This is a genomic window from Wolbachia endosymbiont of Ctenocephalides felis wCfeJ (assembly GCF_012277315.1).
Taxonomy (GTDB): Bacteria; Pseudomonadota; Alphaproteobacteria; order Rickettsiales; family Anaplasmataceae; genus Wolbachia.
Genome location: NZ_CP051157.1, coordinates 893,663 through 908,657 on the forward strand (window position 1 = coordinate 893,663; position 14,995 = coordinate 908,657).

14 protein-coding genes and 1 tRNA gene are annotated in these 14,995 nt (G+C 36.0%); 6 read left to right on the forward strand and 9 right to left on the reverse strand.

Features of this window, described 5'->3' with window-relative positions; translation table 11 throughout:
• Positions 1 to 4: 4 nt before the first annotated feature.
• From dapE to HF196_RS04375, 4 genes are all read left to right on the forward strand, one after another.
• Positions 5 to 1,210: a succinyl-diaminopimelate desuccinylase gene (gene dapE / locus HF196_RS04360; RefSeq protein WP_168455978.1), complete on the forward strand. Its 1,206-nt coding sequence runs from the start codon at positions 5 to 7 to the stop codon at positions 1,208 to 1,210.
• A gap of 119 nt (positions 1,211 to 1,329) precedes the next feature.
• Entirely contained in the window at positions 1,330 to 1,929 is a 600-nt protein-coding gene (locus HF196_RS04365; RefSeq protein WP_168455979.1) for a peroxiredoxin, read from the forward strand.
• The gene (trxB, locus tag HF196_RS04370) at positions 1,930 to 2,895 is read left to right on the forward strand and encodes a thioredoxin-disulfide reductase (RefSeq protein WP_168455980.1); all 966 of its coding nucleotides are present in this window, start codon (positions 1,930 to 1,932) and stop codon (positions 2,893 to 2,895) included.
• Positions 2,896 to 2,997: 102 nt separating this feature from the next.
• Entirely contained in the window at positions 2,998 to 4,611 is a 1,614-nt protein-coding gene (locus HF196_RS04375; RefSeq protein ID WP_168455981.1) for an ankyrin repeat domain-containing protein, read from the forward strand.
• On the opposite strand, the gene HF196_RS04380 is transcribed toward HF196_RS04375, so the two are convergent.
• From HF196_RS04380 to HF196_RS04400, 5 genes are all read right to left on the reverse strand, one after another.
• Positions 4,556 to 5,560, reverse strand: coding sequence for a tyrosine-type recombinase/integrase (locus HF196_RS04380; protein WP_168455982.1), 1,005 nt, complete (start codon positions 5,558 to 5,560; stop codon positions 4,556 to 4,558). The genes HF196_RS04375 and HF196_RS04380 overlap by 56 nt on opposite strands.
• Complete coding sequence (gene lpdA, locus HF196_RS04385; protein ID WP_168455983.1) at positions 5,541 to 6,929, reverse strand: dihydrolipoyl dehydrogenase; 1,389 nt, start codon at positions 6,927 to 6,929, stop codon at positions 5,541 to 5,543. The genes HF196_RS04380 and lpdA overlap by 20 nt, the downstream gene beginning before the upstream one ends.
• A complete protein-coding gene (locus tag HF196_RS04390; RefSeq protein WP_168455984.1) occupies positions 6,922 to 8,031 on the reverse strand; it encodes an outer membrane protein assembly factor BamB family protein in 1,110 nt (369 codons plus the stop codon). The genes lpdA and HF196_RS04390 overlap by 8 nt, the downstream gene beginning before the upstream one ends.
• A gap of 258 nt (positions 8,032 to 8,289) precedes the next feature.
• A complete protein-coding gene (gene dnaK, locus HF196_RS04395; RefSeq protein ID WP_168455985.1) occupies positions 8,290 to 10,209 on the reverse strand; it encodes a molecular chaperone DnaK in 1,920 nt (639 codons plus the stop codon).
• Between the two features lie 87 nt (positions 10,210 to 10,296).
• Positions 10,297 to 12,069 carry an Rne/Rng family ribonuclease gene (locus tag HF196_RS04400; protein WP_168455986.1) on the reverse strand — a complete coding sequence of 591 codons (1,773 nt, stop codon included), beginning with the start codon at positions 12,067 to 12,069 and terminating at the stop codon, positions 10,297 to 10,299.
• A 163-nt stretch (positions 12,070 to 12,232) separates the two neighbouring features.
• On the opposite strand from HF196_RS04400, the gene rpmG reads away from it, so the two are divergent.
• Together rpmG and HF196_RS04410 are read left to right on the forward strand one after the other, a co-directional pair.
• The gene (gene rpmG / locus HF196_RS04405; RefSeq protein WP_168455987.1) at positions 12,233 to 12,433 is read left to right on the forward strand and encodes a 50S ribosomal protein L33; all 201 of its coding nucleotides are present in this window, start codon (positions 12,233 to 12,235) and stop codon (positions 12,431 to 12,433) included.
• A gap of 24 nt (positions 12,434 to 12,457) precedes the next feature.
• Entirely contained in the window at positions 12,458 to 12,733 is a 276-nt protein-coding gene (locus HF196_RS04410) for an XRE family transcriptional regulator (protein ID WP_168455988.1), read from the forward strand.
• A 107-nt stretch (positions 12,734 to 12,840) separates the two neighbouring features.
• Here the strand turns inward: HF196_RS04410 and HF196_RS04415 are convergent.
• From HF196_RS04415 to rplI, 4 genes are all read right to left on the reverse strand, one after another.
• Positions 12,841 to 12,913: transfer RNA gene (locus tag HF196_RS04415), tRNA-Met, on the reverse strand.
• The gene (purB, locus tag HF196_RS04420) at positions 12,913 to 14,205 is read right to left on the reverse strand and encodes an adenylosuccinate lyase (RefSeq protein ID WP_168455989.1); all 1,293 of its coding nucleotides are present in this window, start codon (positions 14,203 to 14,205) and stop codon (positions 12,913 to 12,915) included. The genes HF196_RS04415 and purB overlap by 1 nt, the downstream gene beginning before the upstream one ends.
• Positions 14,202 to 14,453 carry a hypothetical protein gene (locus HF196_RS04425; RefSeq protein ID WP_246198530.1) on the reverse strand — a complete coding sequence of 84 codons (252 nt, stop codon included), beginning with the start codon at positions 14,451 to 14,453 and terminating at the stop codon, positions 14,202 to 14,204. The genes purB and HF196_RS04425 overlap by 4 nt, the downstream gene beginning before the upstream one ends.
• Positions 14,446 to 14,988, reverse strand: a complete 543-nt coding sequence (gene rplI / locus HF196_RS04430; protein ID WP_168455990.1) for a 50S ribosomal protein L9 — start codon at positions 14,986 to 14,988, stop codon at positions 14,446 to 14,448. Before rplI ends, HF196_RS04425 begins: the two co-directional genes overlap by 8 nt.
• Positions 14,989 to 14,995 lie beyond the last annotated feature (7 nt).

Genomic DNA, 14,995 nt, shown 5'->3' on the forward strand with positions numbered 1-14,995 from the left:
TGATATGAAGATTGACCCTGTAGAACTAACTAAGAAATTGATTTCTTTTAAGAGTATAACACCAAGGGATAATGGAGCAATAGAGCATATAGCAGCAATTCTCAAGAAAAGTGGTTTTGACTGTAGGATTTTAGAGTTTGGTGATAGTGAAACTAAGGTCAAAAATCTATATGCTAAATATATAAATGGGGTGCCAAACTTATGTTTTGCGGGCCATGTTGATGTTGTACCGCCAGGCCAATTGAAGGATTGGCAGTCCGATCCGTTTAAGCCGGAAGTGAGGGATGGAATGTTGTATGGAAGAGGAGCATCTGACATGAAAAGTGGAGTAGCCGCATTTATTACTGCCATGGTAAATTTAATTGAGGAAAAGTTTCAATTCAATGGTTCAATAAGTGCATTGATTACCAGCGCTGAAGAGAGTACGGAAGAATATGGAACAAAGGCAGTTTTAGAATGGATGGAAAGTAAGCAAAAAAAGATAGATTATTGCATAGTTGCTGAGCCAACCAGTAGCGAGAAACTAGGTGATACTATAAAAATAGGCAGAAGAGGTTCTGCAACATTCAAATTAATTTGCCATGGAAAACAAGGGCACGTTGCCTACCCAGACTTGGCTGATAATCCAATATATAAGATGATGTCGATATTAGATAAGGTGAAAAATACTACTTTTGATCATGGTAATAGATATTTTCAGCCTTCAAATTGCGAGATTACTACTATTGATGTTGGAAATGATACCGACAATCTAATACCTGATTCAATAACTGCAAACTTCAACATTCGTTACAACAATATGCAAACACCTGGCGGTTTATATAAGTTAATTGATGAAATATGCTCCAGTGTGACTAACGATTATAAACTCTCCATGTATAACAGTAGGGACGCTTTTCTCTCTACTCCCGAGAGGGATACTGATATTATGCTTGATGCAATAAATAAAGTTACCAATATCGACGCTGTACTGAGCACAAGTGGCGGCACATCTGACGCTGCATTTATCAAAGATGTTTGCCCAGTGATTGAATTTGGGATGATCAATAAAACTGCACATCAGGTAAACGAATGCGTGTCAGTGGACGATATACACAAATTGACAACTATATATAAGGAATTTATAAAAAACTATTTCTACCCCACTAATAAAATATTAAATCAAATTAATGTAATTGGTAATATACCTGATGGTCCATTGCTAGCTTGAGGTATCTTCTGGATTGGTAGAACTGACTAATTAGAAAAATTCTTAAAGGATAAAGAAAACTTGCATATAAATTCATCATGGTATAAAATTACAGTTGTTTTAAAATGAAGAGGTTGTTTATGAATCTTGTGACAAAATCTGCTATCGATTTTACTACTCCGGCTGTTCTCTCTGACGGAGAAATGGTTGATGACTTTTGTCTGAGTAAGCATGTAAAAGGTAAGTATGCTGTCCTTTTTTTCTATCCACTTGATTTCACCTTTGTCTGTCCAACTGAGTTAATATCGTTTAGTAACAAAATAGAGGATTTTTCAAAACGTGATGTCGAAGTTATAGGAGTAAGCGTAGATTCAAAGTTCTCACATCATAAATGGCGAGAAACTCCAGTTAATGATGGTGGTATTGGAGGAATTAGCTACACTTTGGTGTCTGATATCAAAAAGTCTATATCAAGAGATTATGGAGTATTACACGATGACTCAGTTGCACTGAGAGCAACTTTCGTTATCGATGATGAGTTTATCGTGCGTCATCAGTCGATAAATGATTTGCCTTTAGGACGTAATATCGATGAGTTTATTAGAATTATTGATGCAATTAAGCATAACAAAAAGCATGGTGAGGTATGTCCAGCAGGGTGGAAGAAAGGTAAGCCAGCAATGCAGGCAAGCGATGAAGGAGTAGCCGACTATCTAAATTCATATAGTGAAGAATTATAGATGGGGCAACTTAGTACAAAAGTTCTTATTATTGGCTCTGGAGCAGCGGGTTATTCTGCTGCTATATATGCAGCACGTGCGAACTTGGAGCCGATTGTAATAACAGGAATGCAACCTGGTGGTCAGCTTATGATTACTACAGATGTTGAAAATTATCCCGGTTTTATTTCGATACAAGGTCCAGAGCTTATGGAGCAAAAGAGGTTGCATGCAGAGAAAGTTGGGGCAAGAATAATAGATGATGAAATAAAGAGTGTCGAACAACTTGACGGCTCTAATGAACATAGGTTTAAGTCTTTCGGTAATACTCACGACTATTATTCAAATGCAGTTATAATTGCATCTGGTGCGCAAGCGAAATGGCTTGGACTGGAGAGTGAAAAGAAATTTCAAGGTTACGGAGTCTCAGCATGTGCAACTTGCGATGGTGCATTTTTTAGGAATAAAATTGTAGCTGTTGTAGGTGGTGGAAATACTGCTGTTGAAGAGGCGATATTTTTAACTCGATTTGCCAAAGAAGTTATATTAATACATAGGCGCGACAAATTAAGAGCAGAGAAAGTAATGCAAGATAGACTCTTTAAAAACGATAAGATAAGAGTCATCTGGAACCATACTGTGGAGCAAATTCATGGAGAAGAAAATCCAAAAAAAGTGATTGGCATTAAAATTAAATCAACGGAAACCGATAAAATCCAGGAATTGAAACTGGATGGGGTATTTATTGCCATTGGGCATGCACCAAATACAAGTGTTTTTAAGGGCTTTGTTAAAATGGATGAGCAGGGTTATATAATTACAAAACCTGGAACAACTTTAACTAGTAGAGCAGGGGTGTTTGCTGCAGGTGATGTTCAGGATAAAATATATCGCCAGGCAGTAGTTGCCGCAGGAACTGGGTGCATGGCTGCACTTGATGCAGAAAAATTTCTAGAATGTGTAAGTGATCAAAGAGTTAAAAAATAGAAAATATACTAGATAGCTCTTTTTGAAAGGAAATAAAGGTTCATTGTTATTTTCTTTTTTTTATTGTATGGTGATATTAGTGAGTTATTAGGAGGATTTGATATGTCTAATTTAGATGAATCAACAAAAAAGTTATTTGGCGCTATTGATGCTGAAAACCTAGAAGATTTTAAGCAAGCTCTGGCAGAAGGTGCAGATGTTAATGCGTTTGATGATGGATATACACCACTAATGACTATTATTATAAGTAACAATAACAGCCCTATATGCTTGAAAATGATGATGTTACTTTTACAGCATCAAGATTTAAATGTTAATATTCAAGAGCCTAAAGAAAATAATACAGCTCTACATCTAGCCTTCCGCATGGAAAATAGGAATTTTGTACAGATATTATTTACACATCCTAATTTGAATTCAGACATTAAAAATGATTATAATGATTGTTATGGGATGAACAGGAGTTATACTCCCAAAGAATATGTTGAACAAATTGGAAGAGAACAGAGAAAAGACTTCTCGCATCTTACAGTAGAAACACAAAAAGCACAAAAAGGAAAGCAGTTATTAGATGCTCTTGCTGGCAAAAGCATTTACCAAGCGAAAATGCTTTTGAGCCAAAAGCTTAATCCTAACTGCTGGGAAAGAAACAAAAATGGAGAAATAGAAACACCACTTAGCCTAATTATCAAATCGTGTTTACAAATAGTAACGAGAAATAAAGAAGAAGTACTGACTAAACTTTTAAAACATAAAGAGCTAGATTTTAGTCAAATGAAACCAATACAAGCTATAGAGCAAAATCCACGGTTAAAACAAATAATCAAACAAGCTATGACAGAGCAATTGACTGATGCCATTAATAGCAAGGATTTAGATGATGTGAAAAAATTAGTAGAAGATAATCGCTTTATGAATTATGCAATTGTTGTTGTTGCGTTGAAAGATGTTGGCGATCCAATTAAATCTATTAAGAATTATTTAAATGAAAAATTTCCTGCAAGTGTGGAACAGTCTTTAGCAGACATGAATGATACACCAGTAGGTTTTGAAGAGTTTGTACAAGAACTTGTAGACGAACTTGAAAAGGCAAAAGCTCAACTTGCAGAAAAGGAAAGAGAGCTGAATAGTATCAAACGGGCGAAATTGAATCAACAAACAAGAATGAGTGTTCTGACAGATCAAGTAATCCAACTGACTAGGGAAAAAAGTCAACTTGAAAATCTTAGAGATGAACTTGAAAGAACAAAGGCTCACCTTGCAAAAAAAGAGCAAGAACTGGACACGATTATACATAAAGAAGCAAATAGTGCAAGAGATTTGAACCAAGAAAAACAAGAAAAACGAATAAGGACTCTTACTAATCAGGTAAATCAACTTACTAAAGAAAATGCTCAACTTCGAGCTCAAAACCAAAATTTTAAAAACAAAAAATCCTCAGAGGCAAGCGCTCCTGGTAAAAGGCAAAGTAACCACGCTTCTGTATTTTTTATATTGTCTGGGGCATTTACTGTTGGCGCATGTTTAACAATACCTGACTTGGAAATATGTATTCCGCTTGCTGTTGTTGCACTGGGCCTTTTTTTAATAGGGTGTTATCTTTTATGCAAGAAAAATGAGCAAGACATAGGACCTAGTGGCATTACTGATAATCCTCGAATTAAAATGGTTTTGGCTTCTTCTCCAAGCTCTTCTGAAAATTTTTATACATGTTAAAAACATCTTGATAATTTAGGTGAGTATAAACTTGGGTAGTTTCAAGGCTTGAATGGCCAAGCAGTTGTTGTATAGACCTTATGTCAACATTTTCCTGAAGCAAATGAGTAGCAAAACTATGACGGAATGCATGTGGAGATAGGATTTCTGGCAAATTTAATATTCTTCTTATTTTCTGTAAACGATTAGCGACATAAGTTCTTTTCAATTTTTTTCCTCTTACTCCCACAAAAAGATATTGTTCTTCATTAGCAATGCCAAAATAGGGACAAGCTTTTATATACTCTTGTATGCACTTTTTTACTACCGGAAGAATAAATACCTGCCTTTGTTTGTTTCCCTTACCCGTAATTATTAGGTTCTCGCCACTTACATCACTGACTCTAAGACTCAGCGCTTCACTGATTCTCAGACCTGTACCATATAACAAAACAATAATTGCAATTTCTCTTTTTACTACCCAAGGTTTGCCAAGGTCAGATAACTTCACTACATGCTGGAATGACAAAGAAGAGTGAGTCCCTTGCAAGTAATAGTTATGCAAGAAGAAGTCTACTAAAGTTTTTATATCAGATATTGATAATGCTTTAGGCAAAGTTTTTCTTTGAATCGGCCTTGATAGGGAAAATACAGCCTCATTGTTTATTTCATAATTGTTTTTTATATACCTGAAAAAATTTCTGATTACTGACAATGCACGAGTGTTAGATCTCGCATTCACGCCTCTCGCATAACGAAAGCTCAGCCAACTTCTGAGTTCAGGTACGCTCAATTTTTCTAAAGAGTCAACATTTACTTCTCCACCAATATGAGTACCGAGGAAATTTATAAAATCTTTCAAATCCCTCATGTATGATTCTAAAGTGTTAGGTGAGTAAGACCTATTGCACCTCAGCCACTCATGCCAATTTTCGATGATCGAACTGAGGTTATTTTTTGAAGAAGGCATCGATACATGCGTCGCGGAAAGCTTCGTTTATATCAGGGTGAGAGTGACAAATTCTGTATATATCCTCTGCTGCTGCGCCGTATGCCATTGCAACTGCTGCTTCGTTAATGAGTGTGTCAGCATATGCTCCGATGATATGTACACCCAGTATTGTATCTGTAGCGCTGCAAGTTAGTACTTTCACGAATCCTTCGGCATCATCGGTGATTTTTGCTCTGCCATTTGCGGCAAATTGACATTTGCCAACTTTATATTTTCGACCAGTACTTTTCAGCTCTTCTTCGGTTTTACCAATTGAAGAAACCGCAGAGTGAGTGTAAATAACAGATGGTATGATCCCATAGTCAACATGAGGTGACTGCTTTGCTATTATCTCTGCAACTGCCACTCCTTCCTCCTCTGCTTTATGAGCAAGCATTGCTCCACCAATCACGTCACCAATAGCAAATATTCCTTTCACATTAGTTTCATATCCGCTGTTAACTTGAATGAAACCACGATTATCCTTCTCCACCTTCTCATCAATACCAAGACCCTCGGTGCATGGTTTGCGACCTACTGCAATGAGCACCTTGTTTGCCTCTATAGTGTTTATTTGGCTATCTTGAGTAGAGCAAACTTTTATACTGAGAGAATTACTATTTTGTTTTATCTCCTCAACTTTAGCGCTGAGTAAGAATTTTATTCCTTGTTTTTGCAGACTAGAAAGTAGAGACTTACTGAGTTCTCTATCCATTGCTGGAGCAACTCTATCAAGAAACTCAACCACAGTAACCTCAGATCCTAGTCTACTCCATACAGAGGACATTTCAAGTCCTATTGCTCCCGCTCCAATCACAACAAGAGTTTTTGGTACTTCAGTTAAAGATAATGCTCCGGCGGAAGAAATGATGTTTTTCTCGTCAATATTAATTCCTGGCAGAGAACTAACATCAGAACCGGTTGCAATTACTATATTTTTTGTCTTCAACATCTTGCCTTCAACTGAAACTCCAAGATTATCCCGATCAAAAGCAGTAATTTTCCCAAGTCCGTTGATTTTAGTGATCTTGTGAAGACTGAACAGATATTCTATGCCTTTTCCAAGTTCCTGAACTCTGGCGTCCTTGTATTTCAACATTTCTTTTAAGTCAAAACTCACATCCTTAACTTTTATGCCAAGTTTTGACAGGTCATTTTTCGTGTGAACGTACTGATAAGAGGAGTGAAGTAACGCCTTAGACGGTATGCACCCGACTCGCAAACACGTGCCACCAAAAATACTGTTCTTATCTACACAGGCAACCTTCAATCCAAGCTTTGCAGCAGTGATAGCACACTTATAACCGCCTGGGCCACCACCTATAACAATCAGATCATAATCAGTCATAAAAAACAAACCTATTTTCTAAAGAATAAACACCATTTCCTTCAGTTGTTATATATATCTTGTCATGGATAAATACTGGAGCATGAAACACATTACCAGGTACTTCGATTGCTTTTCCTGTGCTTTTAGATCCAGGAAAAGCGAATATAGAACCTTTATTACTCGTTACCCATAACGTATGAGCATATATAATTGGAGCAAACAATTGCGTGTTTTCTATTAAATCGGACGTCCAAACTGTTTCTCCGTTTTGTATATCAATGCCAATTATTTTATTATCTTTAGTAACTATAAAAATTCTACCGCCGGATTTTTGTTTATCCGCAGGGATAAGAGGACTATAATATGACAAAATATCTGATACGCTTTTCGCTTGCAAGGGTTTTGACCATAAAATATTTCCTGACTTTACGTCAATACCATAGATATAGGAATTGCTTGTTGCTACTGAAATATCACCGAGCACTCTTGGTGTAGTAGTTACATCTGTAAGCTGTGTATCCAAAAGATTTGTAACCAACTTTTGGCTCCACAATTTTTTGCCATCTTCATCAAAAGCTATTAGCTCACCGTTTGAAAATGGCGCTATTATCTTATCATTAGAAATTGCAGGCGATACAGAATATAAACCCCTAACCTCATTAATACCATTTTGATAAGCCCAAATAGAGTTGCCATCTTTTATATCAAACACATGTAGGTAGTTATCAATGGTTAATACTACCAATTTATTATTTATTACTGCTGCTTTTCCTCTTGCTGGAGCTCTCAACTCTTTTTCCCATTGGACTTCACCAGTTCTTGCATCTATTACGTGTAGAACGTTATCCACTATAAGGAAAACATTTCCTCCATAGCGTGATAGACTCATGTTACCGATTTTTTCTCTGTGTGGAAGGTGCAATTTCCAATTCAGAACTTTTGAGTTATTAACATCAAAAGAATATAAAGTACCATACTTATCTGCCAGAATAACACTGTTTTCTGTAAGCACTGGAGCTACATACCCTTGAGACAATTTTTTACCCACTAGACTTATTCTTTCGCTTGCCATTGCGTAACTGTTACACAATAACATTATCATAACAATTATTACTTTCATTACTTATTGAATACAAGACTTATTAATATACATACTAGAAATCCTTACCACAACGAAAATGTTCTTATTATACGTTGGAAATACCAACTCATGAAAGAATTATTACGTAAGAATACATACAACAAGCTGTAATGATGATTCACTAAATCATTGTAAACCTCAGTCACTTTAGCTTATATTGTTTTCAAAAAAGTCAAAGATTGAAATAAATTTCTTGCATTATTCTCCTGTCATCAAAACATCTTCCCCTTATCATCCTTATTTATTCTCTTCTTTATTATCTATGTCTTGATAATCAAAATCTACCACTTTTTCTTCCTCACTACCTGTTGTGGATGAATTGGCAGAGTTTTTTCTACCTTGTTGTTGAGATTCTTTATACATAGCTTCTCCAAGCTTCATAGATAATTGAGAGAGACTGGTAACTTTCTGCTGTATTGAATCAGCGTCATCAATGTTATCAGACTTGCTAGCTTCTTTTAACTCATTAACTGCATTTTCAATAGCAGATTTATCTTCTGGTGAAACTTTATCACCATATTCTTTCAGAGACTTCTCCGTAGAATGAACTAAGCTATCTGCTTGGTTTTTCACTTCAATAAATTTCTTACGTTTCTCATCTTCTTGTGCTTTTTCTTCAGCTTCTCTTACCATGCGATTTATTTCCTCATCGGACAAACCACCTGAAGACTGAATACGTATTTTCTGCTCTTTCTTAGTAGCTTTATCTTTCGCAGAAACATGCACTATTCCATTTGCATCTATATCGAACGTTACTTCGATTTGAGGCACTCCACGAGGAGCAGGCGGGATCCCCTCCAAACTAAATTGGCCAAGTAGTTTATTATCAACTGCCAATTTCCTCTCACCTTGATAAACCTTAATGTTAACAGCTGTTTGGTTATCTTCTGCAGTTGAAAACACCTGAGATTTTTTAGTAGGAATCGTAGTATTACGCTCAATAAGCGGAGTAAACACTCCCCCTAAAGTTTCAATACCCAGAGAAAGTGGTGTCACATCAAGCAATAGTACGTCTCTTACATCACCTTGAACAATTCCTGCTTGTATTGCAGCTCCAATTGCCACAACTTCGTCAGGATTTACTCCTCTATGAGGATCTTTGCCAAAAAACTCTTTAACTTTCTCTATTACTTTTGGCATACGAGTCATGCCCCCAACAAGCACCACTTCACCTATCTGACCAGCAGACAAACCAGCATCCTCAAGAGCCTTTTTGCAAGGAACCATAGTTCTCTCAATTAAATCATTCACTAAGCTTTCAAGCCTCGCCCTTGTTAATTTCATATTCAAGTGCTTTGGACCGCTTGCATCAGCTGTAATAAATGGCAAATTTATCTCTGTCTCCATTGCGCTTGACAGCTCAATTTTCGCCTTTTCTGCAGCTTCTTTAATTCTCTGCATAGCCATCGGATCATTTTTTAAGTCAATGCCATTACTTCTTTTGAACTCATCTAGTAAATAATTTACTACTGCATTATCAAAATCTTCACCGCCAAGATGAGTATCGCCATTCGTAGCTTTTACCTCAAAAACTCCGTCACCTATTTCAAGTATTGAAACATCAAATGTACCACCACCAAGGTCATATACTACTATTGTGTGCCCATGCTTCTTATCAAGACCATAAGCAAGTGCTGCAGCAGTTGGTTCGTTCACTATCCTAAGTACGTTCAATCCAGCAATTTTTCCTGCATCTTTTGTTGCTTGGCGTTGAGAGTCGTTAAAGTAAGCTGGTACCGTTATTACAGCATCCTTTACTTCTTCCCCAAGATAAGCCTCTGCTGCTTCTTTCATGTTTTGCAGTATAAATGCACCAATTTGACTAGGAGAGTATTCTTTATTATCAGTTGTTTTAACCCATGCATCACCACTTTTTGCTGCAAACACTTTATACGGCACATTTAGATTTTTTATCTCGGGATCACTATATTGACGACCTATCAATCTCTTAGTAGCAAAAAAGGTATTGCTTGCATTTGTAGTTGCTTGTCTTTTTGCAGGAGCACCAATCAACCTCTCTCCCGATGAAGTAAATGCAACTATAGATGGAGTAGTTCTTGCCCCTTCTTTATTCTCTATTACTTTCGTATCCTTGCCTTGCATTATTGCAACACAAGAGTTTGTCGTTCCAAGATCTATACCTATTGCTCTTCCCATAATGAACACTCCCTTATAAATATTACTTGATATGAGAATATATAAGTATGAAATTCGTCAATTACAAGTCCCTTTTAGGATTCTTAGCTAACTATTAGAACTCAAAAGGCGTGAAAGCCACTTAGTTAACCAAAAGTTATTTTGTAACCCACCGGAATTATCAGTTTTCTCATTGTTACCGCTTTCAATTTTGTAACCAGAGTTTTGTAGCGGCTTACAATCATTTACGCTAACGTCATCCCCTCGTTTTAAAATGAATGTGTCAATACTCAAACCGTTATCAGCAATAACGTTCAATTTAATATTAAACTCTTTTTCGATCGTAAAAACTGTATCGCGCTTATTATTGAAAATGTGTGAGATAATTGAACCGTGTGCTGCCAAATCAAATGATCTATTGCGATTTCTAGTAGCAAAGTGTTGTAAGTCTCTTAATATCGATGCAACAATTACTTCATTTGATTTTACTTTTCCGACTCCCATACAATGTGGACATTCTGTGGTATTAATTTCCTGTATGCTTGGCTTAATCCTTTGCCTTGAAAATACCATTAACCCAAAGTCATTTATGTAGCTAAACTGGACTCTCGCTTTATCATCCTTAAACGCCTGTCTAATAGCGGACTCGACAGCCCTACAGTACTGATATCTTAACATATCGATAAAATCTACTACTATTAATCCCGATAAGCCTCTCAGATTCACCTGCCTTGATATTTCAGGCACTGCTTCCATATTGGTTCTATAAGCTGTTTCTTCTATACTGTCTTCTCCTGTCATTTTTCCCGAGTTTACATCTATTGAAACAAATGCTTCAGTTAAAGTTATTATCAAGGACCCACCAGATGGTAATTTTACCCTATTGCTATATAACTCAGAAATTTGATCTTCGACTCCGTAGTAAGTAAAGATTGGGACAGAACCCCTATACAACCTATAACGTAGCTTACTACCCTTTAATGCATTCCTAGTATATTGTCTTACTGCTTCAAAAGCTTCCCTTCCAGATACTATAACTTCTACACCATTGCTATAAAAATCACGAATAGACCTCATAATCAAGTCTGCCTCGTTATAAATCAACGATGGAACATTTGCAGAAAAGGCTTTGTTGTGGATGTCCTGCCACAATGAAAATAAATAATTGTAATCCTGTTCAATTTCTTTTTTACTTTTTCCTGCACCAACAGTCCTTATTATTAAACCTGACCTTTTTGGCAAGTCTATTGAATCAAGCACATCCTTTAACTGCTTTCTGATGTTAGCGTCTTCAATTCTGCGAGATACTCCCCCCCTACTTGTGGAATTCGGCATAAAAACGCAATATCTGCCTACTAAAGTTATGTAAGTTGTAAATGATGCCCCTTTATTGCCTCGTTCTTCTTTAGTTAGTTGAACTAACACCTTTTGATTGACTGCAATAACATCCTGTAATTTGTACTTCTTATGTAGAGATACTTCCCTCACAAAACCATTACCAGACTCATTGACATTCTTATTAGCTATAGAATCTGAAAAAATATTTGCTGATGTACCGCTACTCTCCTCTGTACAATCATCTTTTAAGCAGCTCTCAAAAAAAGTTTCCTTCTCCTTATCTGGAATATTAAAAAAATCCGGAGATATTTCGGAAAAAGATAAAAAACCTTGCTTATTTTTCCCATACTCAATAAATACGGCTTGTAAAGAGGGCTCTATACGCTTTACATAAGCAACGTATATATTACCTCTTAACTGCCTTTTGTCCTTGAATTCCTGTTCAAACTCTACAACCTTATTATTGACTGACAAAGCAACTCTCACTTCATCAGAGCAGATAGAATTTTCTATTAATAGTAACCTTTTACCACTATTTGCCACTTATTTACCGTTTGCCTTTCGTTCTGAAATTAATTTCATGTTATTCGATGTACTGTCGATTGTCAAGAATTTTGCAACCTACACTGTTTCAAAGATACAAAGTAGTTGACTTTTAGTGTTTCATGTAATAAACTCGCACAGAATTTATATTATTATACTAAGTATGGCAAAAAAAAATGCTTCTTTGCTTGTTAAGTTAGTTAGCAGCGCAACTAAGACAACAAGTACCGGCGAAGAAAAATCTACGGGCTATTTTTACGTAAAAAAGCGTAACCCAAAAAAACTTACTAGAAAACTGGAGTTTAGAAAATATGACCCAGTAGTCAGAAAGCATGTAGTATTTAAAGAAGAAAAATTAAAGTAATTTTTTTATGAGGAAGTTTTTGTTATGCAAAATTTACAATTAAGTTATCCAATAGTGATAGAGCTAGGTGATATAAAAGATACAAAACTGAAATTGATAAAGATTGTTGCACAACTAATAAATAAAAGATATAGAACACAAAAAAAAGCAGCAACTGCTCTAAAAATAGATCAACCTAAAGTATCCCAGATTAATAAATCAAAAATTGAAGGATTCTCTCTAGAATACTTGCTTAACTTATTGGTTACACTGGGTCAAGGTGTAGATGTAAAAATAAATTATAACTCTAAACCTGTATAATAAGGTTTCTTATTCACTTTTATTCAAGTATATATTGCAAATAACACCTACGTGCAAATTTCGTAAAATATACAAATCAAATATTCTGCCGGATATATCAACATAAGTGGCTGAGGAGGGACTTGAACCCACGACCAAGAGATTATGATCCTCCTGCTCTACCAACTGAGCTACTCAGCCTAATTAAAGACCTTGTTATATATATGGTCTATATGCTTTGTATAATAAGCAAAATCAAACAAAGATTCAAGTTTTTCAAAGTCAATAACTCCAAGCAAGGATTTATCTTGCTTCAATTCGGACAGAAAATCACTGTTGCCTTGTTTCACTTTCATTGCATTGCTCTGAACAATTTTATACGCTTCTTCCCTAGTTAGACCACTATTTACTAACTCAAGCAATACACGTTGTGAGAAAATTAAACCTTTTGCTGAATTTAAGTTCTTTTTAATATTTTCCTCATTAATTACTAATTTATCTATTAAATCTGTCAATCTCACTAAAGCAAAATCCATTGCTATGCAAGCATCAGGAGCAATACATCTTTCCACAGACGAATGTGATATATCTCGCTCGTGCCACAATGCAACATTTTCCAGTGCAGGAAATACGTAGCTACGTATTAAACGTGAAAGTCCAGTTAGATTTTCACTTAAAATAGGATTACACTTGTGTGGCATAGCAGAACTTCCCTTTTGTCCAGTGGAAAAATACTCAAAAATTTCTCCAACTTCAGTTCTTTGCAAATGACGAATTTCAACAGCAACATTTTCCATTGAACTTGCAATCACCCCTAAAATTGAAAAGAACGCAGCGTGCCTATCACGAGGAATTACTTGAGAGGATATAGTCTCAGGTATAAGTCCCATTTTTTTTGCTACATATTCTTCAACAAACGGGTCAACATTCGCAAAATTACCTACTGCACCTGATATTTTGCAAGTTGAGATCTCTTTTTGTACATTAATTAGCCTTTGGTAGTTGCGTTTAAATTCTGCATAAAACCTGGCAAACTTTAATCCAAGTGTTGTTGGCTCTGCATGAATTCCATGACTGCGCCCAACACAGACGATATCTTTATAGTCCTCAGCTTTTTTTTTCAATGCTGCAAGTAAATTTTTTAGATTTTCAAGTAGAATATCACATGACTCTTTCAGTTGCACAGCAAGACACGTATCTAATATATCAGAGCTCGTCATCCCGTAGTGGAGATAACGAACGTCAACTCCCACTTTTTCAGCAATATATGTGAGAAAAGCTATAACATCGTGTTTTACAGTGGACTCGATTTCATTGATACGCTCAATATCAAATTTAATAGCACCAGAAAGCTTTTCAGCGACATCACTTGGAACCACTCCTAACTTTGCTTGAGCTCTGCACGCTAATTTTTCTATTTTAAGCCATATACTAAACTTGTTGCTTTCCTCCCAAATGGAAGACATTTCTTTTCGGCTATAGCGTGGGATCATTTTTGATTTCTTCCAATAACTATATAATCACCGTAATTCTGAAAGAAGTTTACATAGCAAATGGCGTCATTCCAGCGCTTGACACTGGAATTCAGATATAAAAGTATCTGCAAATTATTCAATGGACAATGGATTTTAGAAGTATAAAATAATGTCCATGGTGAAAAAAACTGGATCCCAGTGCTTGACACTGGGATGACATGAGAAGGCAGTAGAATGGCATGGACAGTTGATATATCTCTATTCACTACTACCATTATTTGTATCTTCTTGCTCCTGACCCTCCTGTTGTGACTTTTGACTTTGCAATTTTACTTGCCTCAACTCATGTGCATCTGTTTCTGATCTAACAACATGCATAGTAATTGGTACTACCACTTCACTGTGAAACTCTATATTCACTTGGTACTCACCTAAATTTTTTATCTGTATTCCATTAAAAGATATTTTACGGTGATCTACCTCGCATTCTTGCGACAAAGACCTTGCAACTTCTCTTGTTGTTACAGAACCAAAAATTTTACCATCCTCAGAAGCTTGCTTCACCAATATTACAAACTTATTAGCAAGAGACGATGCTAGCTCCTTTGCTAAATTCAGTTTTCTTATATTTTCCTCCTCTAAAAAGGAACGCTGCTCCTCCAGTTTTGCTATACTTTCTTTAGTGGCTTTAACTGCCTTTTTTTGCGGAAAAAGAAAATTACGTGCGTAGCCAGGCTTCACCTTCACAATTTCGCCTAACTTACCAAGGGTTCTTATATTTTCCTTTAAAATCACCAACATAAATCAC

What these genes read in the sequence shown, in the direction of transcription:
- purB (WP_168455989.1), bottom strand. Translation starts at nt 14,205, where the DNA reads ATGATCCCACGCTATAGCCGAAAAGAAATGTCTTCCATTTGGGAGGAA.
- rplI (WP_168455990.1), bottom strand. Translation starts at nt 14,988, where the DNA reads ATGTTGGTGATTTTAAAGGAAAATATAAGAACCCTTGGTAAGTTAGGC.
- HF196_RS04365 (WP_168455979.1), top strand. Translation starts at nt 1,330, where the DNA reads ATGAATCTTGTGACAAAATCTGCTATCGATTTTACTACTCCGGCTGTT.
- dapE (WP_168455978.1), top strand. Translation starts at nt 5, where the DNA reads ATGAAGATTGACCCTGTAGAACTAACTAAGAAATTGATTTCTTTTAAG.
- dnaK (WP_168455985.1), bottom strand. Translation starts at nt 10,209, where the DNA reads ATGGGAAGAGCAATAGGTATAGATCTTGGAACGACAAACTCTTGTGTT.
- lpdA (WP_168455983.1), bottom strand. Translation starts at nt 6,929, where the DNA reads ATGACTGATTATGATCTGATTGTTATAGGTGGTGGCCCAGGCGGTTAT.
- HF196_RS04380 (WP_168455982.1), bottom strand. Translation starts at nt 5,560, where the DNA reads ATGCCTTCTTCAAAAAATAACCTCAGTTCGATCATCGAAAATTGGCAT.
- HF196_RS04410 (WP_168455988.1), top strand. Translation starts at nt 12,458, where the DNA reads ATGCAAAATTTACAATTAAGTTATCCAATAGTGATAGAGCTAGGTGAT.
- rpmG (WP_168455987.1), top strand. Translation starts at nt 12,233, where the DNA reads ATGGCAAAAAAAAATGCTTCTTTGCTTGTTAAGTTAGTTAGCAGCGCA.
- HF196_RS04390 (WP_168455984.1), bottom strand. Translation starts at nt 8,031, where the DNA reads ATGAAAGTAATAATTGTTATGATAATGTTATTGTGTAACAGTTACGCA.
- HF196_RS04375 (WP_168455981.1), top strand. Translation starts at nt 2,998, where the DNA reads ATGTCTAATTTAGATGAATCAACAAAAAAGTTATTTGGCGCTATTGAT.
- trxB (WP_168455980.1), top strand. Translation starts at nt 1,930, where the DNA reads ATGGGGCAACTTAGTACAAAAGTTCTTATTATTGGCTCTGGAGCAGCG.